Below are 23699 nucleotides of genomic sequence, written 5' to 3' on the forward strand. Positions count from 1 at the left end.
AAAAGAGACGGGGAGAGCCCGTCTCTTTTTTTTGCGCCTGTTAAGAGGCTTTTTTGAGGAGAACCGAAAACCGGAACGCCATCAAAAGGCTTACGGCGCCGACAACGATAAGAATCGTCCCAAGCATATGAAAATGGCCGGCGGTAATTTCTTTCCCGAAAAGAATGCCCAAAATGACAGAAGACAAAATCGAACCGAGATACCTGCAGGTCTGAAACAGGCCGGACGTTGTTCCGACCATGTCGGCGGGGCTCGTTTTCAGCATGGCCGCCTGAAACGTGACATTTCCGAAGCCGTAGCCGACACCCAGCACGGACAGGATCAGCCCTTTTCCTATCATGGGCGCCTGAAGGAAGAAAAACGTTAACAGCACCGCTCCGAGCGCGGTCAGGCAGGTTCCGGCAACAATCGGCTGAAGAAGCCCTTTTTTATCTATCCATTTTCCGGTCAAAGGCGACACCAGAATACTCATGCCCGACATAAACAGCATAATCAATCCGCTTGTCTGAACGGACAAATGCATTTCATCCTGAAAATAGCTCGGAAGCCCGAAAAAGATGCAGTAAAAGAATATATTCAGCAAAATAAATTGAATATACACCGACGATAGTTTCCGATGCGTTTTAAACAGCCTGACATCAATAAACGGCTTCTCCGTTTTCAGCTCGCGCCAGATAAACAGCCCGACAAACAAAAGCCCGAATACGCCTTCTGTATAGTGAGGCTTCGTACTGAAGGACAATAAAAACGACAGGAGAAGGATAATCGCTCCGGCAAACAGAAGTATCCCGATCGTATCAAGCTGGCGGAGCACGCCTTTCAAGCCGCCGATCTCGCGTTTTTCATCTTTCGGAAACATATACATTCCGAGAAAAAAGCTGAGAATGATAAACGGCAGATTGACGAAAAAGATCGCCGGCCACCCTCCCCAAACGATCAGAAAACCGCCGAGAGTCGGACCGAGCGCCGTCATGGCTGATGCAAAGATTGACAGGACGGCCAGCGCCGAAGCCTGCTTCTCCTGTATATTTGAACGGATCAATCCGACGCCGGACGGATATATCGCGCTGCTTCCGATCGATTGAAAAAGCCGCATGATCAGCAATGTCATAAAAGTCGGCGCAAACGGCGCGCCGACCGCCGAGACGGCAACAAGCAGAAGCCCGATCAAAAACAGCTTCTTCCTGCCGAGCATATCACCGAGCTTCCCAGTAACAGGCTGCGCCACCGCGCTGGCAAGATAAAAGGACGATATCAGCCAGGACACCGTTGTAAACGACAGGTGAAATTCATGCTGAATACTGTGAAGCGCAAGAGAAATCATCGACGAGTTCAATGGGTTCAGCATCGTCCCCGAAGCCACGGCCGTCAAAAACAGGACGCGGCTTTTTTTGGAGATTGTCATTTTGTCTGTGCGATAAATTCTTCCGTCGTCCGGCTTCTGCCGATTTTCGGGAAGATAAACTTGAGTGTCGCTTCATGCTGTTCATCACTGAATGTCGCCATCGCGTCAGTTACGAAAACTTGCTGATATCCGAGCTGAAAAGCTTCCCGCGCCGTGCTTTCCACACCGATGTTTGTCGCAATCCCGCATAACACAATCGTGTCGATTCCCCGTCTTCTGAGCTGAAGGTCCAGGTCCGTGCCGAAAAACGCGCCCCACTGCCGTTTTGTTACCGTATAATCGTTTTCTTTCACTCCGATTTCAGGCACAAATTCAGCCCAATCCGCCGGCGGAGCCGAATGGCCCGCCGCCTCTTCATCCGTCAGCGGCTTCAGCGCATCCGCTCCGTCATGAAAATCCACGTTCACAAAGCTGATAAATCCGCCTTTTTCCCGGAACACATCAATTAATTTTTTCGCGTTCGGCACAACGGTACCGCTTTTATCCATCGGCACAATACCTTTTTGTAAATCAATAATGACCAAAGCCGTTTTTTCAAATTGCAGATTCAATGATGTTGTCATAATGATTCCTCCTGATGCAGTTAGTGTTTCTCACCCCGTTTATTTTACTCTTTCCCGGACAGGATTTCTTCCGCCATGCTCCGGCGCTCTTTTTATGGATATAAAGTCGCATGACACCCCTTTGAAAAAGCGACATTATGAACGCAAAAAACCATGTTAGATAACCTTACACGAAAATGTTTTATCGTTCTTTTTTCTCTATAATAATGAATTAATCACGATTACATTTTGAATGAGACGGAGGAATACAACATGCAGATGGGCGATACAGTATTTATGTTCTTTTGCGCTTTACTCGTGTGGCTGATGACCCCCGGGCTGGCTTTGTTTTACGGCGGAATGGTAAAAAGCAAAAACGTGCTCAGCACGGCGATGCACAGTTTTTCTTCCCTCGCCATCGTATCCGTCGTTTGGGTTTTGTACGGATATTCACTTGCTTTTGCCCCCGGGAATACATGGCTTGGCGGGATTGAATGGGCCGGGCTGAAGGGGGTCGGCTTTGAACCCGGAAGTTACAGTGATACGATCCCGCATTCATTATTCATGATGTTCCAAATGACGTTTGCCGTACTGACGACGGCCATTATTTCCGGAGCATTTGCTGAACGCATGAGATTCAGTGCTTTTCTTGTATTTTCCTTTTTGTGGGCTTCCCTCGTATATACGCCCGTTGCGCATTGGGTATGGGGCGGCGGCTGGATCGGCCAAATGGGCGCTCTTGACTTCGCAGGCGGAAACGTCGTCCACATTTCTTCCGGGGTCGCCGGGCTCGTGCTGGCGATTGTGCTCGGGAAACGCAAGGACGGCACGGCGGCTTCGCCTCACAACTTAATTTACACGTTCTTGGGCGGGGCGCTCATTTGGTTCGGATGGTTCGGCTTCAATGTCGGCAGCGCCCTCACGCTTGACAGTATCGCGATGTTTGCCTTCATTAACACAAACACCGCGGCTGCGGCCGGAATTATCGGCTGGATTTTAATCGAATGGATGCTGAACAAAAAACCGACCATGCTGGGTGCTGTATCAGGCGCTATTGCCGGGCTTGTCGCCATTACGCCGGCTGCCGGGTTCGTTACGCCGTTCTCTTCCATCGTAATCGGCTTCATCGGCGGGCTTGTCTGCTTCTGGGGCGTGTATTGGCTTAAAAAGACTTTCGGATACGATGATGCGCTTGACGCTTTCGGCCTGCATGGAATCGGCGGGACATGGGGCGGCATCGCGACCGGTTTATTCGCCACCACTTCCGTCAATGACGGCGGGGCAAACGGGCTGTTTTACGGCGATCCGGGACTGCTCTGGAAGCAGATTGCAGCCATTGCGGCAACCTACGTATTTGTATTTATTGTCACTTTCGTTATCATTAAAATTGTAGGTCTGTTCATTCCCCTCCGCGCCAGCGAAGAAGAAGAGTCACTTGGGCTTGATTTAACGATGCACGGGGAAAAAGCATATCAGGACTTATAAAGTGAGGAGTGGCTTAGATGAGCGGTCAAATGTTCAAGGTAGAAATCGTTACGCGTCCGGCTAAGTTTGAAACATTAAAACAGGAACTCGGTAAAATCGGAGTCACATCGCTGACCTTCTCCAACGTACACGGCTGCGGCCTTCAAAAAGCTCACACCGAACTGTACCGCGGAGTCAAAATTGAAAGCAATGTGTATGAACGGCTGAAAGTGGAAATCGTTGTCAGCAAAGTCCCCGTTGATCAAGTCGTGGAAACGGCAAAAAAAGTGCTGAAAACGGGAGAGCCCGGAGACGGCAAAATATTCGTCTATGAAATCGGAAACACGATTAATATCCGCACCGGAGAAGAAGGACCAGGAGCTTTATAAACAGACAGAACGCCCGGAGACAGAAATATCCCGGGCGTTTTTTCTGGCTTCATTAAAAAGAAGAAGCCTTTTTTTCATGCGGGGCAGGACGCTTATGCCGTACGGTTTGTTTTTTCGCATATGTACTAATATTGACCAGTATGCCGCACAAAAACAGCGTCATAATCAATGAAGAACCGCCATAACTGATAAACGGAAGCGGCACACCCGTAACCGGGAGGAGTCCGCTCATCGCTCCCAAATTCAAGACAACCTGAAACATCAATTGAAACGTAATTCCGATGGCAAGAAGCTTCCCGAACGGGTCATCAGCCCGCACGGCCGTTTTTACGCCGAGAAGCATTAACGCAAAATATAATCCCAAAACGATCAGAACACCGAATATCCCCAGCTCTTCGCTGATCACGGCCATAATGAAATCGGTATGCGCCTCAGGCAGATAGTTCATTTTTTCAACACTGTTTCCAAGCCCTCTTCCGAAAAACCCGCCTCCGGAAATAGCAAAATAGGATTGAATCAGCTGATAGCCGTCCCCGTTCGCGTCACCAAACGGATTGGTAAAGGAAACGAGGCGCTTCACACGATAGGAAGCAGAAAATGCGAGATAAACAACCCCCGACACCGCCGTCGCGCCGAGCACGAACAGATGGCGCTTTTTCAAGCCGGCACATAATAAAATCGACCCGCACGCCGCCAGTATTAAGGAAGCCGTCCCTAAATCAGGCTCCGCCAATGTCAGCAGAAAAGCGGTCCCCAAAATCACTAAAGGCGGCAGAACCCCTTTCACAAATTGATGAATGTACGGCTGCTTTTTCGTATAAATCGAAGCGAAATACAAAATCATGGCGATCTTCGCCAATTCAGACGGCTGTACGACAAGCGGGCCCGCTCCCAGCCACCTGCGGGAAAAATTCCGCTCCAGCCCGATTCCCGGTATCAATACGAGCAGCAGCAATACCAGCGAACCGACCACAAACAGCGGTACAAGCCGCGCATACCGCTTATACGGCAGACAGGCGGCAAATAGAAATAAGCATAATCCGATCAGTAAAGAGGCACTTTGTTTATGGAAGAAATAGGATGGATCTCCGTACCGCTGAGACCCCATCACATCACTGGCGCTGTACACCATTAACAAGCCGAATCCGCAAAGCAGCATAATGACAAACACAAGCGGCAGATCGGCGTTTTTCAAACGTTTCAGCAACGGACAAAACTCCTTCGGCTATTCTTTTCCCGCATACTTGACGCACAGTAATACAGTCACGTTTCATTCTGTTTACTTTTTTATGATTATTTTTAATACCAATTGTGTCTCATAGAAAAAAGCATTACACTGTTCATATAAAATAAAGATAAAAGGTGATATTTGTGAATTACGAACTATTTAAAGCGATCAATGGTTTGTCGCACCATAGTGCCATTCTCGACTCTATCATGGTATTTATAACGGAATACGCCATTTACGCCTACGCCCTTTTCCTGCTTGCCATGTGGCTGTTCGGAAGCACAAAAGGCAGACAAAACGCCCTGTACGCGGGCTTCACGGGTGTTGCGGCGCTTATCATCAACTACCTCATCACGAAAGTCTATGTCGAGCCGCGCCCCTTTGTCGAGCATACGGTTCATACACTGATCCCTCATGCCGCGGATGCTTCATTTCCGAGTGACCATACGACAGGCGCTTTGGCGATTTCAATTGCGATTCTGTTCCGCAACAAAAAACTCGGCTGGCCGCTTGTGATTTTCGGCCTTTTGACCGGCTTCTCAAGAATTTGGGTCGGCCATCATTATCCGATCGATGTGCTCGGAAGCATTATCGTTTCCCTCATTGTCGGATTCCTGCTGTTCAGATTTTCAAATGTGCTTCGTCCGATTGTCGATCTGATCGTGCGAATCTATGAAAGTATCGTTCATAAAAGCAAATCGACAAACCATAATATATAAAAAAAAGCCGGCGTCTGTCACAGACTGCCGGTTTTTGTATGTTTGTACGGGCGCCCTGCCGCACAACTCCTTCAGCTGCAGCCAAGGCGCGTTCCGTTGTCTGCCTTGGCCACGAAAAACCCGGCATCATATCAGGAATAACAGCAAGATATAAGTGAGAGAAAAACATCATTTGTTTATAATAAAAGGGATTAAGTTTTGCATAAATATTCTAGTAGAAGGGGCTAGTTTAAAATGAGAGAAGAAAATCAATTTAAAAATGAAACCTTAGGTCAAAGAAAAAGGAGAGAGATTAGAGAAAAACAACGAGCCAGAGAGAAGTCTCCTGAAGCTATAGAGAAAAAGAAGAGATTGAAACAGGAAGAACTGTATTCGATGAATAATGTACGACAAACACTTAGCAAGAGTAGCGAAAAAACAAGAAAAAGATTCGCACAAAAAGGAAAGTATACAACAGGTACTAGTAAGGAACAAAAAAAATGGGAACAAAAAAGAAAAGATAAGTACAATCAACGAGTGTGGAAAGGATGGAGGGAAAAAGATGATGATCAAGCGGCTCCTGTTACTACATACACTATAGAAGAATTAGAGAAACTAAAATAATGACTTGCGGAAGCTGTAGTAGTGGTGTACTTCTGATTGCTTCGTAAAAATGGAGCATTCTCACTTTTTTCCTTTGTAAAACACAGAATACAGCAATGCCGAGACTGTCAATCAGCACATCGCGGAGGCATCCGTTTCTGCCGAAAAAGAGCTGGACGATTTCTGTCAGGAAAGCGGCGGCCAATGCATACAGCACCGCCCTCTTCATGCGCCTGCGCCCCCTGAAAAACAAATAGGCGAGCACAAAAAATGAAAACGCGTGCCCGAGCTTTTGAATCGCCGCTTCCGGTATGGCGAGCTCCGCCATATCGAACACAAAGAAACCGGACACATCCGGATGGGACGTGAAACGGAAGGACACCGTCTGCGACACAATCATGTCGTGAAAGCTTTCAGTCAAAGCAGAAACGAAAACAAAGACGAGCCACCCGGCCGCCAGACATTTATTCATTCAGCATCTCCTTCGTTTTCTATTAGTATAAAGGCACATGCAGCAATATGAAAAGCGCCTATCAGAGCTGATAGGCGCTTAGGGATCAAGATTACTTGCCCGAATCTTTCATTGAGCCGTCATCTTTACCATCTGTCTTGTCTTTTGTGCCGTCTTCTTTGTCACCTGGTTTTTCTTCGGTTTCTTTTTTAGGCGTCACATCTTTTTTCTCGGAAGACTGCTGAATTGACCCTTCCGTTTCTTCTGTTACAGCGTTTTTCTCTTCAGCCGCCGCTTTTTCAATTGATGTTACCGGCTTGTCCATAAAATTGAGCGGGTTCATCGCTACGCCGTCCTTGCGGATTTCAAAGTGCACGTGATTTCCGCTTTCTTCACTGTAAAGGTTTTTTCCGGATTTGCCGATGACCTGGTTCTGCTTTACTTTGTCGCCCTGATCGACGCTGACTTCAGATAAAGACTGATAGACAGTAGACAGGCCGTCTGAGTGTTCAATTTCAACCACATACCCCAGTACCGGGTCTTTAGCAGCTTTAACAACCGTACCGCTCAGAGAAGCAGAAACATCAAATGATTTTCCGTCTTTCTCAGCTAAGTCAATTCCTTTACTGAGGCTGTACGTGTTATTATAGTTAACAAGTGCTGCTTCTTTCTCTTTTTTTGCGGCATCAGATTCGTAAAACTTTTTCACAACAGAAACATTTTCAGAATGAGCAGCCGGCATTGCGACGTTTTCCATTGACTTGCCTACTTCGACGGCATCGTCTTTGCCGCTGTCATACGCGGAGTTTCCGCCGTTGTTCGTCAGATTGTCCTTCACATCATTCGAAACGGATTGATACCAAAGGACAGCTGTTAAAATGACGGCCGCACTGACTAAGTAGATTGCAGGGAATATCCAGCGTTTGCGAAAAAACCGCTGAAGTTTTTTGACTTGAGAAGTTTTCTTTTCTTCCTCTCTCATTTGTTCATCACCTCAGCAACATTCTGAACACTTTTCTGAAAATATATACACATCCATAAAAAACTTTTTTGGAAGTAGTATGTGCAGATTGCACTTAATTATGTAATGAAATGTGAAGGGAGATCCCGGAATATGAATTTGACCCTGCGCAAAGCCGTATTGGAGGATTTAGATGCGGTGGTGGCCATATACAACTCGACGATTGCCTCACGCATGGTAACGGCTGATACGGAAGAAGTGACGCCCGCAGACCGGATGGATTGGTTTTTGCGGCACACGGACCGGCGCCCGCTGATGGTCGCGGAAGATGAAACCGGCAAAGTGGCGGCCTGGATCAGCTTTGAAACGTTTTACGGCCGTCCGGCCTATGACAAAACGGCGGAGATCAGCATCTATCTGCATCAGGATTGCCGCGGCAAAGGAGCAGGAAGCTTTCTGCTGAAAGAAGCCCTGGCACTCGCTCCGACAATCGGCATCCGCAGCCTGATGGCTTTTATCTTCGGACATAACGTGCCGAGCATTAAGCTGTTTGAAAAATTCGGTTTTACCGAATGGGGCGTATTCCCGGGTATCGCCGAAATGGACGGAAAACGATATGACTTGAACATTTTAGGGAGAGAACTGTCATGATCACCATCGATAAAGACAAAGACGAAAACCAGCCGCTCAATAAAAAAGCCCGTTCCCTTGCCGACATCGCCAAATGGGGAAAGATCACCGCCGTGTTTCTGATCATCACGGGCTCTCTTTCCGCTCTGTCAGCCATTGTGACGCTGCTCGGAGCCATTCCGGGTGTTCTGCTCATCATTTCCGGCGTCATGCTGATGCGCTCGGCAAAAGCGGCTGCCGCCCTTCAGGAAGGGCTAGAAGAAAACGCGGAAGAAAATATGCTTGCACATTACGCGTCATTTATCAAAATGCAGTTTTTTTACGCGGCATCCAGTGTGGTATTGGGCATTCTCGCTTTTATTTTAGTCGTCATCTTCGCTGTCATCGGAATTATGGCTTATTACAGCACTGATACGTATGACACGCCTGATTCATATTACTATGAGAACGACCCTGTGTTTGAATGACAAAAAGAGCTGATCGCGCGTCAGCTCTTTTTTAATAAAGCATTTCTTTTTTCCGGTCTTCTTCCGTTAAAAATTCAATAAAGCTCTTCATCGCAGACGGCTCCTCGGCAATCAGCCGGGTATAGGCGCTTTTCCGTTCCTCAGACAGAATATCGCTTTTTCTGATCCTGTTCAGCATATAAAGGCGGATCGTTTTTTGCACCTGTTTCCGCTGATAGCCGGCTTCCTTAAAAAACGCAAGACCCAGAGCCGCAAGGAGGGCAAAAATGCCGGCCGATACGAGAGCTCCTCTCCCGGAAGGGGCCTGAATCAAAAGCGATGCCAGATGAAACAGACTAAAAGCGGCGAGCGGGAAAGCAAGAAAACGGTAAATGATGCTTTTTTTCATCAGCGGCGCGATGGCGATTTGTATTTTCTGAATTTCTTTTTTTATGAATCCCGGCAATTGTTCCGCATGCTCCAGCTTCATGCCCTCTCCCCTTTGCTGTCATTTTTGTCTTCTTTTTCATATATGCATATTTTACCGCACCCGGAACTTTCTTTGAAAGAAAACTGCATTCATCTTTGATTCCGGCTCTTTATTCTTTCAAAATGTCAATGTTATAATTTGAAATGGGAATCAGATTGCTGCACTTGTCGGAATACTAATGGGCACAGTCTTGATAAATATGATATAGCGGGGTTGCAAAGTGAGCATTTCATTTATTTTATTCGGATTTTTTTTCGTTTTAAATATACTTTTGGCCGTCATCATGATTTTCAAAGAAAGACGCGATGCCAGCGCTTCATGGGCTTGGCTCTTGGTTCTTTTTTTTATTCCCATTTTAGGGTTTATTTTATACCTGTTATTCGGCCATAACCTGAGACGCAAGCATCTGTTTCAATGGGAAGACCGTAAAAAAATCGGAATAGAAAAGCTGCTGAAGTTTCAGCTGAAAGATCTGAAGTCGAGGCAATTCCAATTTAACAACAGGGCGACTGTGGATAATAAAGACCTCATCTATATGCTTGTCATGAACAACCACGCAGTCTTTACAGAGGATAATTCGGTGGAGATTTTAACGGACGGGCGCGATAAGTTCAAACGCTTAATGAAGGACATTTCCAACGCAAAAGATCACATTCACCTTCAATACTATATTTATAAAGGTGATGAACTGGGAAAAAAATTGCGCGATGCCTTAGTGAAAAAAGCACGGGAAGGCGTAAAAGTCAGAGTGTTATATGATGAACTCGGTTCAAGATCACTCAGAAAAAAATTCTTCAAACCGCTGCGGGACGCCGGCGGCCATGTGGAAGTCTTTTTTCCTTCCAGGCTTCGTCCGATTAATTTGCGGCTCAATTATCGGAATCACCGCAAGCTCGTCATCATTGACGGCGAAACCGGCTATGTCGGCGGCTTTAACGTCGGAGATGAATATCTCGGCCTGAATCCGAAATTCGGCTACTGGCGCGATACGCACCTCAGACTTCAAGGCACGGCGGTACACGCCATTCAGACACGGTTTATCCTCGATTGGAACCAAGCGTCCCATCACCATACGCTCACTTACGTTCCGAATCATTTTCCGGAATGCGAGCCGAAGGGCAATGTCGGGATGCAGATTGTCACGAGCGGACCTGATTCAGAATGGGAACAAATTAAAAACGGCTATATCAAGATGATCTCAACGGCCAAACGATCGATCCTGATTCAGACGCCTTACTTTATTCCAGACTCAAGTCTTTTGGACGCCCTCAGGATCGCCTGTCTGTCAGGCATCGACGTCAAAATCATGATCCCGAACAAACCGGATCACGCTTTCGTTTACTGGGCGACTTTATCTTACATCGGCGATCTTTTGAAAGCCGGAGCCTCAGTCTACATTTACGATAACGGCTTTATTCATGCAAAAACGATTGTCGTTGATGATGAGACGGCTTCAGTCGGTACGGCGAATATCGACGTCAGAAGCTTCAGACTTAATTTTGAGGTCAACGCCTTTATTTATGACGTCACCATCGCGAAAAAACTCATTTCCTCATTTAAAGAAGATCTGCTCGTCTCCAGAAAATATACGTATGAAGAATATCAGGAGCGTTCGCTGCGGATCCGCATTAAAGAATCGATTTCAAGACTTCTGTCGCCGATTTTGTAATTCCCGGGGTGTTTCTCGGGAATTTTCTGATATAAAAACGGACACGGCATGAAAAAACACATTTTATATTCAAAAGAATGACCGAATAGTGTATAAATGAAAAGTGAGTATTTTTTTGTAAAGGAGTGCCATAGTTTGAAACCTGAATCAGTGAATCGTTCGCTTATTTCTATTTCGAAATGGGGAAAAGCGACAGGTATTTTATTTATTATTATAGGCGCGTTTGCGGCGCTGTCGGGCGCGTTTTTCTTTTTAATCGGAGCCATTCCCGGCGTTTTGCAGATCATTGCCGGCATTTTTCTGATGCGCTCGGCAAATGAAGCGGGACAGATGGCGGCGCAGTTCAATGAACTGACAGAGGAACATATGCTGGAGAATTATGCAAAGTTCGTGAAAATGCAGGGGATCTATCTGATCGTGACGGTCGGCTTGTCCGTTCTCGGTATCGTTCTTTTCATTGTCCTCATGACGCTCGGCATCGTGGACGGCGCGTTTAATAATATTGATGCCAATACATATTAAAAAGGAAAATCCCGGCGCATCCGCCCGGGATTTTTTCTTATTCCGCTTCTTCGACAACGGTAAAGTTTTTCTGCTTTGGATTTGCCAATACGGCGAACAGCATTGACGCTGTATGCAGATATTCTTTCGGCAAAAAAGTTTTTTCAAATAAAACTTTTCCCCAGAGTTTCAACTGAAATCACTCAGTTCTGCGAAATAAGGCTATGGCGGTACAAGACCACTCATCATACAGTTTTTTGGGTCTTTGTAATTAAATTACAATTGTTCTTAATATTCACTCATGTATTCATGCTATTATATTGAAAGGAACGATCAAAAGCGTTGGCGTTCGTTAAATATTTACGAGTGCTGCCTCATGTCAAAGTCAGAAAAAATAGTATAGGAGGTAACATATGTTTAAGTTTAAAAAGAAATTCTTAGTGGGATTGACGGCAGCTTTCATGAGTATCAGCATGTTTTCGGCAACCGCCTCTGCAGCTGGCACAGATTACTGGCAAAATTGGACTGACGGGGGCGGGACAGTAAACGCAGTCAATGGCTCTGGCGGAAATTACAGTGTTAATTGGTCTAATACCGGGAATTTCGTTGTTGGTAAAGGCTGGACTACAGGCTCGCCATTTAGAACAATAAACTATAATGCCGGTGTTTGGGCGCCGAATGGCAATGGATATTTGACTTTATATGGCTGGACGAGAGCACCTCTCATCGAATATTATGTGGTGGATTCATGGGGTACTTACAGACCTACCGGAACGTATAAAGGTACTGTAAAGAGTGATGGAGGTACATATGACATATATACAACGACACGTTATAATGCACCTTCCATTGATGGCGATAACACTACTTTTACGCAGTACTGGAGTGTCCGCCAGTCGAAGAGACCAACCGGAAGCAACGCTGCAATCACTTTCAGCAATCATGTTAACGCATGGAAGAGCCATGGAATGAATCTGGGCAGTAATTGGGCTTATCAAGTCTTAGCGACAGAAGGATATAAAAGCAGCGGAAGTTCTAATGTAACAGTGTGGTAACAGCTCATCTTTAATGAGGGGCAGCTAACGGGCTGCTGATCGTTCCTTGAGAAATTTTATAATGATTGTGAAGAGGCGAACGGTTTTGGCATTACCGGAGGCAGGATATTCTCCATCAGTTTTTTTAGCGCGTATTAAAATAAGAGTTCCGTCTTTTTTCGGTAACCCGCTTACAACAGACACCTTCACATAAGCCTTAAGCAAAATAAAAATATCCCGGTTACCACCTCCTTTAGTTTCGGAGGATTTCTTCATTAAACAGATCGCAATCCCGCATCCAGGCTTGTCTGAATATAGAGCCAAAACCGTGATTTCCTCATTATCCATTGTAACCATTTCCGTTACACCTCTAGCGGCATGAACCCATCTCTTTTTAACAAAAGAGATGATTCATTACATCATAAAGGGACTTGCTCGCAAGTTCATTCTCCATTGCCCGCTGTACGCTTCCGAACGTCTCATCGAGCGCGCGCTGAATATTTTTGCCGACCGGACAGTCGGGGTTCGGATTGTCGTGAACCGCAAAAAGCTCTTCCTTATTCTGCACCGCCCTGTAAACCTCTAAGAGGGTGATCTCCGACGGATCTTTTTTCAGGCTGGCTCCCGGAATACCCGCCCGGGATGTCAGAATACCCGCTTTTTTCAGCTGGCTGATCGTTCTCCGCACTACGACGGGATTGGTGTTTACGCTGCCCGCAATCATGTCCGATGACGCCCGTTCATCCGTTGAGATCAGCGATAAAATGTGAATGGCCACAGCAAGACGGCTGTTAATCATGTTTTTCACCACCGTTGTAACCACAATGGTTACATTTCATTTGTTTGTCAACTACTAATATACACTAAAACGGGCGGCAGGATGAAATCAAGTTGGCAATAGAGGGTAAACAGGCCGGCGGGAAACCGGCCGGAGAGGGATTAAAATAAGAAATAACGCTGTCCTAACGGAACATAACTGACGGGCTGGCATGCCAGCTCTTCTCCGTCGGCGAACACCTGATAGGTTTTCGGATCGACATGTATATTCGGCATCGCGTCATTCAGCTTCATGTCGAGCTTACTCAGCTTACGGATATTCCGTACGGGAGAAATCATTTTTTCAAGGCCGAGCTTTTCCGGCACACCGTTTGCGATACCGGCCTGGGACATAAATGTAATAGAGGTATTTCGGTTTGCTTTACCGTAGGATGCGTACATCTGCCGCATAAACACGGGCTCAGGCGTCGGAATGGAAGCATTCGGATCTCCCATCTGGGCGCGGGCGATCATGCCGCCTTTGAGCACAAGTTCAGGTTTGACACCGAAGAAAACCGGGTCCCATAGTACAAGGTCTGCAAGCTTTCCTTTTTCAACGGAACCGACTTCATGGCTCAGGCCGTGAGTGACAGCCGGGTTGATCGTGTATTTGGCGATATAGCGTTTGGCGCGCACATTGTCATTGCCGTTTTCTCCTGATAGAGCGCCTCGCTGTTTTTTCATTTTATCGGCAACCTGCCATGTCCTGATAATCACTTCTCCCACCCTGCCCATCGCCTGCGAGTCAGATGACGTCATGCTGATCGCGCCGATATCGTGCAGAATATCCTCCGCCGCAATGGTGGCCGCTCTGATGCGTGAATGACTGAACGCCACGTCTTCAGGCACTTTTGAATCTAAATGATGGCAGACCATCATCATATCAAGATGCTCGTCCATCGTGTTGACGGTATATGGAATCGTCGGCGTCGTAGAGGACGGCAGGATATTGGCGTAAGATGCGAGTTTCATAATATCCGGTGCATGGCCTCCGCCGGCTCCCTCTATGTGATATGTATGGATAACCCGGTCGCCGATCGCATCAAGCGTATTTTCTAAAAAGCCCGCTTCATTTATCGTGTCTGTGTGGATCGCCACCTGAATGTCCGCCTCATCCGCTGCTTCCATGCAAGCTTTAATGGCGCTTGGCGTTGATCCCCAATCTTCATGCAGCTTCAGGCCGATCGCGCCTGCTTCCACCTGCTCGATCAGCGGCGCTTTATCGGATGCATTTCCTTTTCCTAAGAAACCGACATTGATCGGAAACTCCTCGGCCGCTTCCAGCATTCTCGACATGTACCATGCACCGGATGTACAAGTCGTCGCTTTACTTCCCGTCGCAGGACCTGTTCCGCCGCCGAGAAGCGTGGTCACACCTGAAGAAAGCGCGACTTCCATCTGCTGCGGGCAGATAAAGTGGATATGCGTATCCACCCCGCCGGCCGTTACGATTTTCCCTTCGCCGGAAATGACTTCTGTTCCGGCACCGATAATCATGTGCGGGTCCACCCCATCCATCATATCAGGGTTGCCGCTTTTCCCGACGCCGACAATCCGGCCGTCCTTCACCCCGATATCCGCCTTGACGATTCCGGTATAATCCAGGATGACGGCGTTTGTAATGACCAGATCAAGCGCTCCGTCTTTCCCGGTGATACGCCCGTTCTGCCCCATGCCGTCCCGGATTGTTTTCCCTCCGCCGAAAATCATTTCTTCCCCGTAATTCGTGAAATCTTTTTCGACTTCAATCCATAAATCCGTATCTCCGAGTCTGACTTTGTCTCCCGTTGTCGGTCCGAACAGTTCTGCGTATTGCTCACGTGACATTTTCATCGGATCGCCTCCTCCATCCATCCGGCTTTTTTAAGATTTGACAGCGTCTTCTCTTTTCCCCGCTCATCCATATACGTATCGGCCATGCCGTTGAGGCCTCTGACCGTTTTTCGCCCTCCGATTTCCACGAGCGTGACGGTTTTCTCTTCTCCCGGTTCAAAACGGACAGATGTGCCTGACGGGATATCAAGGCGCATGCCGATTGCTTTGTCCCGATTGAAGGAAAGGGCGCCGTTGGCTTCGGCAAAATGAAAATGCGATCCTACCTGAACTGACCGTGTTCCGTTATTGGTGACTGACACCTCCAGCGTCTTCCGGCCTTCGTTAATGGTGATGGTCCCCTTTGCGACTTGAATCGCTCCCGGCTTCATGACTTCACCTCCGCTTTGATCGGCTGATGAACGGTGACAAGCTTAACCCCGTCCGGGAACGTCGCTTCCACCTGAATGCTATCCAGCATTTCCGCAACACCTTCCATAACGTCTTTTTCCGTCAATACATTGCGGCCGGATTCCATCAGCTCCGCAACGCTTTTTCCGTCTCTCGCGCCTTCCATCAGATAACAGGTCAAATATGCGGCGGCTTCGGGATAATTCAGCAGGACGCCGCGCGCCTTCCGTTGCTTAGCGAGCTCTCCCGCCGTAAAAATAAGCAATTTTTCTTGTTCAACCGGTGTCAGTTTCATCTGTATTCCCCCTTAGTGATAGTCAAACGCAATCCGCATGGTCATACCGAAACGATGCAGGCGGCCGTTACCCCCTTCACCTCATGAAATGTTAAGTGATAAAAGTTATTCGACGGTGAACGGCCCGATTCCTTTTGCAGAAATGACCGATTTCTCATTTTTTTCTTCAACAAACGTTTAATTAAATGTGAAGAAAGGTTACATTCTTTGTGAATATTATAAAGAAATCGCCGGGGAATTTATAGAATATTTAAAAATTTAGTGAATATTAACCAAACGAACTGGAATTTTTGTCATTTCTCATAACAAAAAGCCCAAAATATTTTGGGCTTTTGCTGTGTTTCACGATCAAATTAATCATCACTGAGTTTATCTTTCGTTTTACCGACACCCTTTTGCAGGCTGCCTTTCGCTTTGTCTTTTTTACCTTCCGCTTTTAAGTCGGACTTGTTTGCCATGTCGCCTGCTTTGTCCTTTGCTTCCCCTTTCATTTTGTTCATGCCGCCTTTTACTTTGTCTTTTAAACCGTTATCTTCACTCATGATCTCTTCAGCTCCTTTTGTTTTTGTGTACTTGTTTTCTTCCCTTTCAGCCTGATAGCAAACATTTCAACTCTCAATTATTGATTTCACAGCGTTCCCCGTAGCGGATCACTTTGTAAACGGCCAATCCGTCTGACAGCTTATTATCCCCGTATTGCACGGGCAGAAGAGCAAAGAAAACATAATAAGTTGAAAAATAGACAAATTGGTAAAAAAATAAGTTTGGCTCAAGGACATCTTTTATGATCAGCAGATTTATTAAAAAGATAGAAGCGAGATTAAACAGACAGCCTCCGGAATAGACGAGCGCGCTCGTCAGGCGGTTATCTATCCGCAATTCGCCGAACTTGCAGAAAGAATCTATGAAGTAGATACGCCGAACCTGAATCGGCCCTACTTTTAAAAGACGTTTCCCCATTCCGATATCCAATGACGCCTTGCCTCCGAACAGCATGGCCATAAAGCTGTGTCCCGACACATGGATGACAGACACCATCGGGAGAATGATGAGAAATGAAACGAAAAACTTTATCATATCATTAAATCCGAACAACAAATCCCTCCTTCCCATCGTACTTTTTTCCCTCTTTTGCGATTTTTCCGATTTTTTCTATGATCAAACGTCTTGATGTGCATAAAAAAATAACCATCTGCTGATCAGATGGTTAAGAAAATTATATATCGTATAAACACTGTTCTTTTTGAATGTTTTCTCTCATGCGAATCGCTTTTTCATAAAAATACGCCGCTTCTTTATATTGCTCATGTGCGCTTGTGTAAACGGCGGCCTCCAAGGCGAAATCTTCAATATACACATACAGCGATTTTTCATTCATATAGTCAAACACTTCATGGATTAAATCCATATTGAGAGACTCCAAATAAAGCGCTTGTAAAAACTTATACTTCTCTAAACTGAATCGGTCGCCGCGTTCTTTCGCGATCATGATCCCTCTTTCATAATAGGTAAGGGCCGCTTGGTCATCATGCAGCCTGAAAAGGGTGTGCGTTAAGCTGAACAGCGCCTTCGGAAGCTGTTCAAGCTGATGCTCTTCAAAAACGGGAACCGCTTTTCTAAAGTACCGGGCCGCTTCATCCAGATCCCGCTTTTCAGAATAACAATTCCCCAGATTGTAAAGCGAAGACCCGATCAGGCGGGGCTGTCCTTCAAGCAAAGAAAGGCGGAGGGCTTCGTCTAAATGCTCAAGCGCTTTGTCGTAGTTTTTGCAGTCGATGTAGTTTCCTGAGATGACGAAATGGCATTGAATTCTCCGCACTCTGTAAAAATCGTGTTTCATATACGTATCCAGCGCCTGAATCCCGTGATTCATGGAAAAATGAGTCTGCTTCATGACGTAAAACACTTCAGACATCTTGAAATGGAATTCCGCCCTCTCTATATCATCCTCGACAAATGAAAGGAGTTTTTCCGCTTTCCGGTAAAAAGAAATAGCCGCAACATAGTTATTGTGATCGAATTCATACATTCCTCTGAACAAATGGAAATAATACTCAGACAGTCCTGATATACTGTCCGTGCTTTCGATCGTCTTTTGCAGCTCGCTGTACTGAATCTGTGATTGTTCGGTGCATTCCGGCTTGACGTAATCAAGCATAATATGATGGCGGTAGCTGATCAGCTGATAATATAACAGCAGCAGCTGGTCTTCCTCCATACGTTGTATATCCTCATCAATTTCCTCTTTCAGCTTTATGGCATCAGCCGCTTGAAACGCTAAAATGTGCTTGTACCATTTGTTGATCTTGACTCCAACTTGAGATGACGGAATCTCGTATGCGGTCATGCCCCTTTCACAACCTTTTCTAATTTCTATTGGTTATATTTTAACATATTGTATGGCTTTGGAATTGCATAACTTGATTGTCCTGCATCAAAATTCCTATCATATATTTCGGCTGTCACCGGTATTTTTTGAACAGACCGCTCTCATAATGTGAATAAAAAAGCCTGCCCTTGTCCGGGCAAGCTTTTCTTCATCCGCCTATATAAGACATTTCCACTTTCTTTTTCCCATCCGTTTTAGAAAGCGCGCGGTCAATTGAATACTGATCCGTGCGATTTCTCCAGACAGAAGCGATGGATTCCGTCAATTCATCATCGGTCAGACCGCCGCGCACGAGTTTCCGAACATCATAGCCGCTTGACGCAAACAGGCACGTAAACAGCTCGCCTCTCGCCGACAGGCGCGCTCTGTTGCAGGAGGCGCAGAACGCATCCGAGACTGAGGAAATCACGCCGATTTCGCCGGAACCGTCAAGATAGCGGAACCTGGAAGCGACCTCCCCTTTATAATTCGCTTCTATCGGCTCCGTCGGCATGTGCTGGTTGATCAGATCAATAATTTCGGCCTTCGTGATCACGTCTTTTTTATTCCATTGATTCGTATTGCCTACATCCATAAATTCAATAAACCGGAGAATATGACCCTTTTCTTTAAAATAGCGGGCCATCGGCAGGATATCTTTTTCATTGACGCCCTTTTGAACAACCATATTGATTTTCACACCGAGTCCGGCCGCTTTTGCCGCCTCAATGCCCTCAAGCACCTTGTTCACCGAAACGCCGCGGCCGTTAATGGCCTTAAACCGCTCATCCTCTAAAGAATCGAGGCTGACTGTCACTCGATGCAGCCCCGCCTGCTTCAGTTTTTCCGCATACACGGGAAGCAGAGAGCCGTTTGTCGTCATCGCGATATCTTTAAGTCCGGGGATGCGCGCAAGTTTTTTGATCAATTCAGGCATATCTTTTCTCATGAGCGGCTCTCCGCCCGTCAGCCTGATTTTTTCAACGCCGAAGCGGCCGACAAACAGCTTCGCAAGCCGCTCAAGCTCCTCGAAGGAGAGCAATTCCGTCTTTTGTAAAAATGGATAATCCGGTCCGAATAATTCGGCTGGCATACAGTACGTGCATCTGAAGTTGCAGCGGTCGGTTACAGAGATACGAAGATCCCTGAGCGGCCTTTCCCTTTTGTCTGTCACCCGGCGCGTTTCTGTATTCATAAGCCCAAGACCCCTTTCTATTGTTCAACCCGTTCAGGATGTGTGTATACGTTAAATGATCCGTTTCTGACAAAACCGATCGCGGTGATGTTCAGCTCTTCCGCCATTTGCAGCGCGAGCTCCGTCGGCGCCGATTTTGAAATGACAATCGACACGCCGATTTTTGCGGCTTTTAATAAAACCTCTGAGGAAATCCGGCCGCTGAAGACGATCAGCTTGTCACGGACGGGCATTCCGTTTTTCAAACAGCAGCCGTACAGCTTATCCAGCGCGTTGTGGCGCCCGATATCTGTCCTCATCAAGAGCAGCTTTTCCGTATCGCACAGCGCTGCATTATGGACGCCGCCCGTTTCCCGGAAGGTGCCGCTTCCGCTTTGCATCTCCTTCATCAGGCGAAGGCACGTCTCAGGAGTTATGGTAATCCGGCTGACGGCGGTTTTGGCCGTTTTCACATCCTGCTGAAAGTAAAAATGGCGGCCTTTCCCGCAGCATGAACCGATGACCCTCTTCGTATAGTCTTTTTGCTCAAGCACTCCGGGATTCGTCAGTTCAACATATGCAAACCCGAGACTTTCATCTATAGTAAAGCTTTTGATCTCTTTTTCAAAACGAATGACGCCTTCTGATGCGAGAAATCCGATGACGAGTTCCTCTAAATGGTCAGGCGTGCAGACGAGCGTAACAAATTCCTGCCCGTTCACCATGACGGTCAGCGGATACTCTGAAACCATCCGATCTGCCGTCTTTGTTAATACCCCTTTTTCATAGCGGTATATGTCTCTTACCGCTGTTGTTTTTTCATCCACTGTTTTCCCCTCCGCAGTATCCTTCTCTTTTATTCTTCCACAATCCCTGTATTTTGTCGAATTTGCGGTTTAAAAAAAGAGCCCTCTTCGGACTCTATGTTTCGTTGCGATGATGTCTGCTCAAAATGGTGAATAAAATTACTGCGGCGATAATGGCCAATATACTGACGAATATGAAGGCGGCAAGCTTCAGAAAAATCCCTATCAGAACAAAAACGACTGCCGCCAGCACCAATATAATGCCTGCTCCTTTTAACAACAGCGTTCATCTCCTTTTATCCGTATCATTCCCGCGGTTCCGTTTTCTAAACAAAAAAAGACGCCGCGCGGGCGTCCTTTTTTAACCTATTCTTTTGCTAAATCCTTTGCAGCGTCTTCCCAAGCCTGTTTGAACTCGTCCGCGCTGTCAGCTGAGACATATGTGCCGCCTCCCGCTTCCGCCGCTTTTTCAAGGCTTTCGCTTCCTTTCATGCCGAAGTTGAAGCCGATGATATTGACGACCGTGTTGACATTCGCTTTACGGAGCTTTTGAATTTCGGCCTGAGGATTCCCGCCGCATGTTTCTTCACCGTCTGTGATCAGATATACGACGTTTTTCCCTTTAGCGCCGGCCCGCTCAAATTCTTCACGTGTATCAGAAAGCGCTTTCGCTATCGGTGTCCAGCCGGTCGGTTTAATCTTGCTGAGTGATTGCTCAAATGGAGTCACGGCGTACGGCTGAAGGCCGTATAACGTTTCTGTCGCGTTACATGATACGGCTTTGCCTGAGTTTTTATTATTGCCCTTATGCCCGAATACCCGAAGCATCAGATTCGTGTCTTCAGGAAGAACTTCCGCAAAAGAAGTGACAGACTCTTTCGCAACATCTATTTTACGCTCTCCCCCTGTTTTTTGTATCATGCTTCCGCTTGCGTCAAACAGCACGGCGACATTTGTTTCTTCGTGCTTTTTCTCAGCTGCAAAAACAGGCGATCCGAGTGAAAGCGTCAAAAGTCCGACAATCCCCGCAGTGAACATTTTTTTCATTTCCTTCATTCCTCTCCGTTTGTTTTTGGCCGATGGGCCCCCGGCTCTTCTCTATGCTAGATGAGGAGTATGCAAAAAGATATAGGGCGGGATTCCTTTTGTATAAGCGGCTGTACGCCGTTAAAAATGAACAGAATTATGCGCATCATCCTAAAAAGATTGGATAAATGATGACAGATTTAATGCCTTTTTCGCCCTTTTTGTAATATAAGTCCGGAATCTGATTCTTTTTACAGTTTTCTCTTCATCTTTTCTTGAAACTTTTGTTAAATGGAACATAAAAAAAAGGGCCGCTAAACGGCACCTTTTCTTATTTCGCTAATGAACTCGCTTCCATCGTAAAGATGCGGTTCATATCCTTTTGGCTGTGAGCTTCGTAATATTTTCCTCCGCCCGCACCGGCAATTGCGTGAAGCTGTCCGTTGAAGCCTTCTTTAAAGTCAAAGCCGATCACGTTGACTTTAATATGATGTTTGCGAAGTTCTTTCGCTGTCTTAATAGGATCTCCGCCGCATGTCTCCTCACCGTCTGTCAACAGGTAAACGGATTTAAAGCCGAATTTATGAACGCCGTTAAAAGAAGCCTTCGCATCTTCTAATGCTTTTGCAATCGGTGTCCAGCCCGTAGGCCCGATTCCGTTCAGAGAATTGAGGAAGCTCTGTCTGTCAAACTTTTGGAATCCGTATACACCGCGAATGGATTCACAAGATTGAACTTTTCCGGAGTTTTTATTATTGCCTTCCGAACCGAAAACCGTCATTCTGACCTGTGATGTAGACTTAATTCGATCTGCAAAACGGACGATTTCATCTTTTGCCATATTGTATTTAGAAACGCCGTCAATCCGTTTCGCCATACTGCCGCTCGCATCAAGCAAAATGGCGATATTGTTTTTAAATAAAAATGTCTTCTCGTTTGCATTCTCGGCAGCAAAAGCAGGAGATGCAGCAGTCAGCATCAATCCGAGCATGATTATGAGTGAAAGTGTTTTTTTCATTGCTTCTTCCCCTTTTCAATAGATTTACGTTCAACGCCGAACAATATTTATCGTAAATGAGATGAAAAGGGAAATAAATAGGACGGCGTTCCTCATTATTTTTGCGTATATTCACATAGATGCGGCATTTTTATCAGTGATTTTCACCCGTCGCTCAGCCTTCAGACGGCATTTGTCAGCCTTTAGGCTTTCGTTATATGAGTCTGTTGGTTGCTTTACCGTTTATGGAATAGTTTTCAAAAAAAACAGACGCTCATGAAAGCGTCTATTTTTTCGCCATATATTTGTTTAAAAATGAATCTGCTTCGGATATGTCCACTCCCTGATAATAATGCTTGACGATGTCCGCCACGGATTTCCCCTGCTCCGCCATGTAATTGGCCCCGTACTGGCTCATGCCGACGCCGTGGCCGAATCCTTTTGTCGTAATGGTGATGCTGCCGCCGTTCCGTTTCCATTCAAAGTCGGCAGAACGGAGTCCGAGTTTTTCCCGGATGTCTCTTCCCTTCAGCTTTTTGCCGTTTATGACGGCCGTCGCCACTTGATGGCCCGGCGTTCTGGCTGTAATCTGCCCTACCGTGTTTTGTCCCGAGAGCTGCACGCCGAGCTTTTGCTGAAACTCCGGCACACTGAAGGTCTGGGTGGCGAGATATTTCGGCGATTGCTTATCCCACGGACTTTTCACGCTCTTTAAATAAGGAATGGCGCTTGTCCAATAGGCTTCCGCATTTTCCGTATACCCGTTGCTCGTAGAGAAGAAAGATGCCTCAATCGGCTTGTTGTCGTACGTTAAAATCTTTCCTTGCGTGCCTGCGACCGCGTTTGTGATTTTCTTGAGGTTGTGTGCGTACTTAGAACCCCATTCTTTTTTCAGCTGGCTTTTGCTTTGATAGACTTGGAACATTTGCGTATCATCCACCAGTGATCCTTTCGGCGCCTGAACGGCTGAGTCAGCGACCATCAGTCTGACGATGAAAGTCCGGGCGGCGAGCGCCTGGGCTTTTAAGGCTTCCGGTTTAAAGTTTGCGGGCATTTCGGAAGCCACGACACCGATCACGTACTCTTCAAGCGGAATGTTCTCTACAGAATGTTTGGATGTCCGATAAACCGGAATGGATACAGGTGATTCTTTCAATGTTTCTGCTCCTTTTGTTTCTCGTGTGGTGTGTGCTGTTTTGTGTCCGGGCTCTCTGTTTACGGCTGCTCCTTTTTCCGCCTGAAACGGAAGAACGAGAATGGTGGGAACAAGAAGAATAAGTATACACAGCCCGGATAGTAGAAATACAATCGGTTTCATATATCAGCTGCCTCCTGCTTGGGATTCGACTCTACTTCATCTTATGGGCAGGGACAAGCTAATATGACTTCCTTTTGGACAGAATCTTTATTCCGTTTTTCACGCGAAAAACGTATTCTTTTTTGAAAATCAGAGCATAATAATGATGATAAACCATAAAAAAAC

At 46.5% G+C, this 23699-nt stretch carries 29 protein-coding genes; 9 read left to right on the forward strand and 20 right to left on the reverse strand.

Annotated elements, in window-relative coordinates; all coding sequences use genetic code 11:
* Positions 1-40: 40 nt before the first annotated feature.
* Both OWN49_RS07815 and OWN49_RS07820 read right to left on the reverse strand, forming a co-directional pair.
* The gene (locus tag OWN49_RS07815) at positions 41-1405 is read right to left on the reverse strand and encodes an MFS transporter (RefSeq protein WP_176283581.1); all 1365 of its coding nucleotides are present in this window, start codon (positions 1403-1405) and stop codon (positions 41-43) included.
* Positions 1402-1968: an isochorismatase family protein gene (locus OWN49_RS07820; RefSeq protein WP_007614320.1), complete on the reverse strand. Its 567-nt coding sequence runs from the start codon at positions 1966-1968 to the stop codon at positions 1402-1404. Before OWN49_RS07820 ends, OWN49_RS07815 begins: the two co-directional genes overlap by 4 nt.
* A 252-nt stretch (positions 1969-2220) precedes the next feature.
* Here OWN49_RS07820 and OWN49_RS07825 point away from each other — a divergent pair, with 252 nt between their 5' ends.
* Positions 2221-3432, forward strand: coding sequence for an ammonium transporter (locus tag OWN49_RS07825; RefSeq protein WP_003151223.1), 1212 nt, complete (start codon positions 2221-2223; stop codon positions 3430-3432).
* Positions 3433-3449: 17 nt separating this feature from the next.
* Positions 3450-3800 (forward strand): P-II family nitrogen regulator, encoded by a 351-nt coding sequence (locus tag OWN49_RS07830; RefSeq protein WP_003151222.1) that lies wholly within the window; start codon positions 3450-3452, stop codon positions 3798-3800.
* Between the two features lie 52 nt (positions 3801-3852).
* Here the strand turns inward: OWN49_RS07830 and ftsW are convergent, their stop codons facing one another.
* Positions 3853-5007: a putative lipid II flippase FtsW gene (gene ftsW, locus OWN49_RS07835; RefSeq protein ID WP_003151221.1), complete on the reverse strand. Its 1155-nt coding sequence runs from the start codon at positions 5005-5007 to the stop codon at positions 3853-3855.
* 164 nt (positions 5008-5171) lie between these two features.
* Between ftsW and OWN49_RS07840 the strand changes: the two genes are divergently transcribed.
* Positions 5172-5747, forward strand: a complete 576-nt coding sequence (locus tag OWN49_RS07840; RefSeq protein ID WP_003151220.1) for an undecaprenyl-diphosphatase — start codon at positions 5172-5174, stop codon at positions 5745-5747.
* A 234-nt stretch (positions 5748-5981) separates the two neighbouring features.
* Entirely contained in the window at positions 5982-6350 is a 369-nt protein-coding gene (locus tag OWN49_RS07845) for a hypothetical protein (protein WP_016937671.1), read from the forward strand.
* Here the strand turns inward: OWN49_RS07845 and OWN49_RS07850 are convergent.
* Positions 6322-6801, reverse strand: a complete 480-nt coding sequence (locus OWN49_RS07850) for a VanZ family protein (protein WP_077722970.1) — start codon at positions 6799-6801, stop codon at positions 6322-6324. The two genes, OWN49_RS07845 and OWN49_RS07850, sit on opposite strands and share 29 nt — an antisense overlap.
* A gap of 91 nt (positions 6802-6892) precedes the next feature.
* A complete protein-coding gene (locus OWN49_RS07855; RefSeq protein WP_017418752.1) occupies positions 6893-7762 on the reverse strand; it encodes a M23 family metallopeptidase in 870 nt (289 codons plus the stop codon).
* 138 nt (positions 7763-7900) lie between these two features.
* Here OWN49_RS07855 and OWN49_RS07860 point away from each other — a divergent pair, with 138 nt between their 5' ends.
* Both OWN49_RS07860 and OWN49_RS07865 read left to right on the forward strand, forming a co-directional pair.
* On the forward strand, positions 7901-8392 hold the full coding sequence (locus OWN49_RS07860; RefSeq protein WP_101563124.1) for a GNAT family N-acetyltransferase: 492 nt from the start codon (positions 7901-7903) through the stop codon (positions 8390-8392).
* A complete protein-coding gene (locus OWN49_RS07865) occupies positions 8389-8838 on the forward strand; it encodes a DUF5362 family protein (protein ID WP_003151216.1) in 450 nt (149 codons plus the stop codon). The genes OWN49_RS07860 and OWN49_RS07865 overlap by 4 nt, the downstream gene beginning before the upstream one ends.
* A 31-nt stretch (positions 8839-8869) precedes the next feature.
* Here OWN49_RS07865 and OWN49_RS07870 read toward each other — a convergent pair whose 3' ends face one another.
* Positions 8870-9307, reverse strand: a complete 438-nt coding sequence (locus OWN49_RS07870; protein ID WP_007614328.1) for a DUF5392 family protein — start codon at positions 9305-9307, stop codon at positions 8870-8872.
* A gap of 220 nt (positions 9308-9527) precedes the next feature.
* Between OWN49_RS07870 and cls the strand changes: the two genes are divergently transcribed.
* The 3 genes from cls to xynA all read left to right on the forward strand — a co-directional run bounded on the left by cls (position 9528) and on the right by xynA (position 12532).
* Entirely contained in the window at positions 9528-10976 is a 1449-nt protein-coding gene (gene cls / locus OWN49_RS07875) for a cardiolipin synthase (protein WP_003151210.1), read from the forward strand.
* A 135-nt stretch (positions 10977-11111) separates the two neighbouring features.
* Positions 11112-11498: a DUF5362 family protein gene (locus tag OWN49_RS07880; protein WP_176283582.1), complete on the forward strand. Its 387-nt coding sequence runs from the start codon at positions 11112-11114 to the stop codon at positions 11496-11498.
* 392 nt (positions 11499-11890) lie between these two features.
* Positions 11891-12532 (forward strand): endo-1,4-beta-xylanase XynA, encoded by a 642-nt coding sequence (xynA, locus tag OWN49_RS07885; RefSeq protein ID WP_007407578.1) that lies wholly within the window; start codon positions 11891-11893, stop codon positions 12530-12532.
* A 24-nt stretch (positions 12533-12556) separates the two neighbouring features.
* Here the strand turns inward: xynA and OWN49_RS07890 are convergent, their stop codons facing one another.
* The 14 genes from OWN49_RS07890 to spoIID all read right to left on the reverse strand — a co-directional run bounded on the left by OWN49_RS07890 (position 12557) and on the right by spoIID (position 23534).
* Entirely contained in the window at positions 12557-12868 is a 312-nt protein-coding gene (locus tag OWN49_RS07890) for a hypothetical protein (protein ID WP_223609733.1), read from the reverse strand.
* A gap of 37 nt (positions 12869-12905) precedes the next feature.
* Complete coding sequence (locus OWN49_RS07895) at positions 12906-13310, reverse strand: Rrf2 family transcriptional regulator (RefSeq protein ID WP_077722972.1); 405 nt, start codon at positions 13308-13310, stop codon at positions 12906-12908.
* Between the two features lie 140 nt (positions 13311-13450).
* The gene (ureC, locus tag OWN49_RS07900; protein ID WP_014305996.1) at positions 13451-15160 is read right to left on the reverse strand and encodes an urease subunit alpha; all 1710 of its coding nucleotides are present in this window, start codon (positions 15158-15160) and stop codon (positions 13451-13453) included.
* The gene (ureB, locus tag OWN49_RS07905) at positions 15157-15531 is read right to left on the reverse strand and encodes an urease subunit beta (RefSeq protein WP_003151199.1); all 375 of its coding nucleotides are present in this window, start codon (positions 15529-15531) and stop codon (positions 15157-15159) included. Before ureB ends, ureC begins: the two co-directional genes overlap by 4 nt.
* Positions 15528-15845, reverse strand: coding sequence for an urease subunit gamma (gene ureA / locus OWN49_RS07910; protein WP_003151198.1), 318 nt, complete (start codon positions 15843-15845; stop codon positions 15528-15530). The genes ureB and ureA overlap by 4 nt, the downstream gene beginning before the upstream one ends.
* Before the next feature lie 353 nt (positions 15846-16198).
* Positions 16199-16387: a CsbD family protein gene (locus OWN49_RS07915; RefSeq protein WP_003151197.1), complete on the reverse strand. Its 189-nt coding sequence runs from the start codon at positions 16385-16387 to the stop codon at positions 16199-16201.
* Between the two features lie 73 nt (positions 16388-16460).
* Entirely contained in the window at positions 16461-16940 is a 480-nt protein-coding gene (locus OWN49_RS07920; RefSeq protein ID WP_065982538.1) for a hypothetical protein, read from the reverse strand.
* 121 nt (positions 16941-17061) lie between these two features.
* Positions 17062-18192 (reverse strand): response regulator aspartate phosphatase, encoded by a 1131-nt coding sequence (locus OWN49_RS07925; RefSeq protein WP_053573977.1) that lies wholly within the window; start codon positions 18190-18192, stop codon positions 17062-17064.
* A 190-nt stretch (positions 18193-18382) separates the two neighbouring features.
* Positions 18383-19408, reverse strand: a complete 1026-nt coding sequence (moaA, locus tag OWN49_RS07930; protein ID WP_012118655.1) for a GTP 3',8-cyclase MoaA — start codon at positions 19406-19408, stop codon at positions 18383-18385.
* Between the two features lie 17 nt (positions 19409-19425).
* Positions 19426-20214 carry a formate dehydrogenase accessory sulfurtransferase FdhD gene (fdhD, locus tag OWN49_RS07935; protein ID WP_014306001.1) on the reverse strand — a complete coding sequence of 263 codons (789 nt, stop codon included), beginning with the start codon at positions 20212-20214 and terminating at the stop codon, positions 19426-19428.
* A gap of 94 nt (positions 20215-20308) precedes the next feature.
* Entirely contained in the window at positions 20309-20473 is a 165-nt protein-coding gene (locus tag OWN49_RS07940; protein ID WP_003151191.1) for a hypothetical protein, read from the reverse strand.
* An 86-nt stretch (positions 20474-20559) separates the two neighbouring features.
* The gene (locus OWN49_RS07945) at positions 20560-21240 is read right to left on the reverse strand and encodes a VWA domain-containing protein (RefSeq protein WP_015387578.1); all 681 of its coding nucleotides are present in this window, start codon (positions 21238-21240) and stop codon (positions 20560-20562) included.
* Between the two features lie 310 nt (positions 21241-21550).
* Positions 21551-22237, reverse strand: a complete 687-nt coding sequence (locus tag OWN49_RS07950) for a VWA domain-containing protein (protein ID WP_003151188.1) — start codon at positions 22235-22237, stop codon at positions 21551-21553.
* Positions 22238-22502: 265 nt separating this feature from the next.
* The gene (gene spoIID / locus OWN49_RS07955; RefSeq protein WP_102422815.1) at positions 22503-23534 is read right to left on the reverse strand and encodes a stage II sporulation protein D; all 1032 of its coding nucleotides are present in this window, start codon (positions 23532-23534) and stop codon (positions 22503-22505) included.
* Between the last annotated feature and the right edge of the window lie 165 nt (positions 23535-23699).

Source organism: Bacillus sp. NEAU-242-2, from assembly GCF_027853835.1.
GTDB classification, from domain to species: Bacteria; Bacillota; Bacilli; order Bacillales; family Bacillaceae; genus Bacillus; species Bacillus velezensis.

What these genes read in the sequence shown, in the direction of transcription:
- OWN49_RS07870 (WP_007614328.1), bottom strand. Translation starts at nt 9,307, where the DNA reads ATGAAGCTGGAGCATGCGGAACAATTGCCGGGATTCATAAAAAAAGAA.
- OWN49_RS07890 (WP_223609733.1), bottom strand. Translation starts at nt 12,868, where the DNA reads ATGGTTACAATGGATAATGAGGAAATCACGGTTTTGGCTCTATATTCA.
- xynA (WP_007407578.1), top strand. Translation starts at nt 11,891, where the DNA reads ATGTTTAAGTTTAAAAAGAAATTCTTAGTGGGATTGACGGCAGCTTTC.
- OWN49_RS07845 (WP_016937671.1), top strand. Translation starts at nt 5,982, where the DNA reads ATGAGAGAAGAAAATCAATTTAAAAATGAAACCTTAGGTCAAAGAAAA.
- OWN49_RS07945 (WP_015387578.1), bottom strand. Translation starts at nt 21,240, where the DNA reads ATGAAAAAAATGTTCACTGCGGGGATTGTCGGACTTTTGACGCTTTCA.
- OWN49_RS07815 (WP_176283581.1), bottom strand. Translation starts at nt 1,405, where the DNA reads ATGACAATCTCCAAAAAAAGCCGCGTCCTGTTTTTGACGGCCGTGGCT.
- OWN49_RS07820 (WP_007614320.1), bottom strand. Translation starts at nt 1,968, where the DNA reads ATGACAACATCATTGAATCTGCAATTTGAAAAAACGGCTTTGGTCATT.
- OWN49_RS07825 (WP_003151223.1), top strand. Translation starts at nt 2,221, where the DNA reads ATGCAGATGGGCGATACAGTATTTATGTTCTTTTGCGCTTTACTCGTG.
- OWN49_RS07925 (WP_053573977.1), bottom strand. Translation starts at nt 18,192, where the DNA reads ATGACCGCATACGAGATTCCGTCATCTCAAGTTGGAGTCAAGATCAAC.
- OWN49_RS07865 (WP_003151216.1), top strand. Translation starts at nt 8,389, where the DNA reads ATGATCACCATCGATAAAGACAAAGACGAAAACCAGCCGCTCAATAAA.
- OWN49_RS07915 (WP_003151197.1), bottom strand. Translation starts at nt 16,387, where the DNA reads ATGAGTGAAGATAACGGTTTAAAAGACAAAGTAAAAGGCGGCATGAAC.
- OWN49_RS07895 (WP_077722972.1), bottom strand. Translation starts at nt 13,310, where the DNA reads ATGATTAACAGCCGTCTTGCTGTGGCCATTCACATTTTATCGCTGATC.
- OWN49_RS07830 (WP_003151222.1), top strand. Translation starts at nt 3,450, where the DNA reads ATGAGCGGTCAAATGTTCAAGGTAGAAATCGTTACGCGTCCGGCTAAG.
- ureC (WP_014305996.1), bottom strand. Translation starts at nt 15,160, where the DNA reads ATGAAAATGTCACGTGAGCAATACGCAGAACTGTTCGGACCGACAACG.
- ureB (WP_003151199.1), bottom strand. Translation starts at nt 15,531, where the DNA reads ATGAAGCCGGGAGCGATTCAAGTCGCAAAGGGGACCATCACCATTAAC.
- ureA (WP_003151198.1), bottom strand. Translation starts at nt 15,845, where the DNA reads ATGAAACTGACACCGGTTGAACAAGAAAAATTGCTTATTTTTACGGCG.
- spoIID (WP_102422815.1), bottom strand. Translation starts at nt 23,534, where the DNA reads ATGAAACCGATTGTATTTCTACTATCCGGGCTGTGTATACTTATTCTT.
- moaA (WP_012118655.1), bottom strand. Translation starts at nt 19,408, where the DNA reads ATGAATACAGAAACGCGCCGGGTGACAGACAAAAGGGAAAGGCCGCTC.
- OWN49_RS07855 (WP_017418752.1), bottom strand. Translation starts at nt 7,762, where the DNA reads ATGAGAGAGGAAGAAAAGAAAACTTCTCAAGTCAAAAAACTTCAGCGG.
- OWN49_RS07950 (WP_003151188.1), bottom strand. Translation starts at nt 22,237, where the DNA reads ATGAAAAAAACACTTTCACTCATAATCATGCTCGGATTGATGCTGACT.
- OWN49_RS07850 (WP_077722970.1), bottom strand. Translation starts at nt 6,801, where the DNA reads ATGAATAAATGTCTGGCGGCCGGGTGGCTCGTCTTTGTTTTCGTTTCT.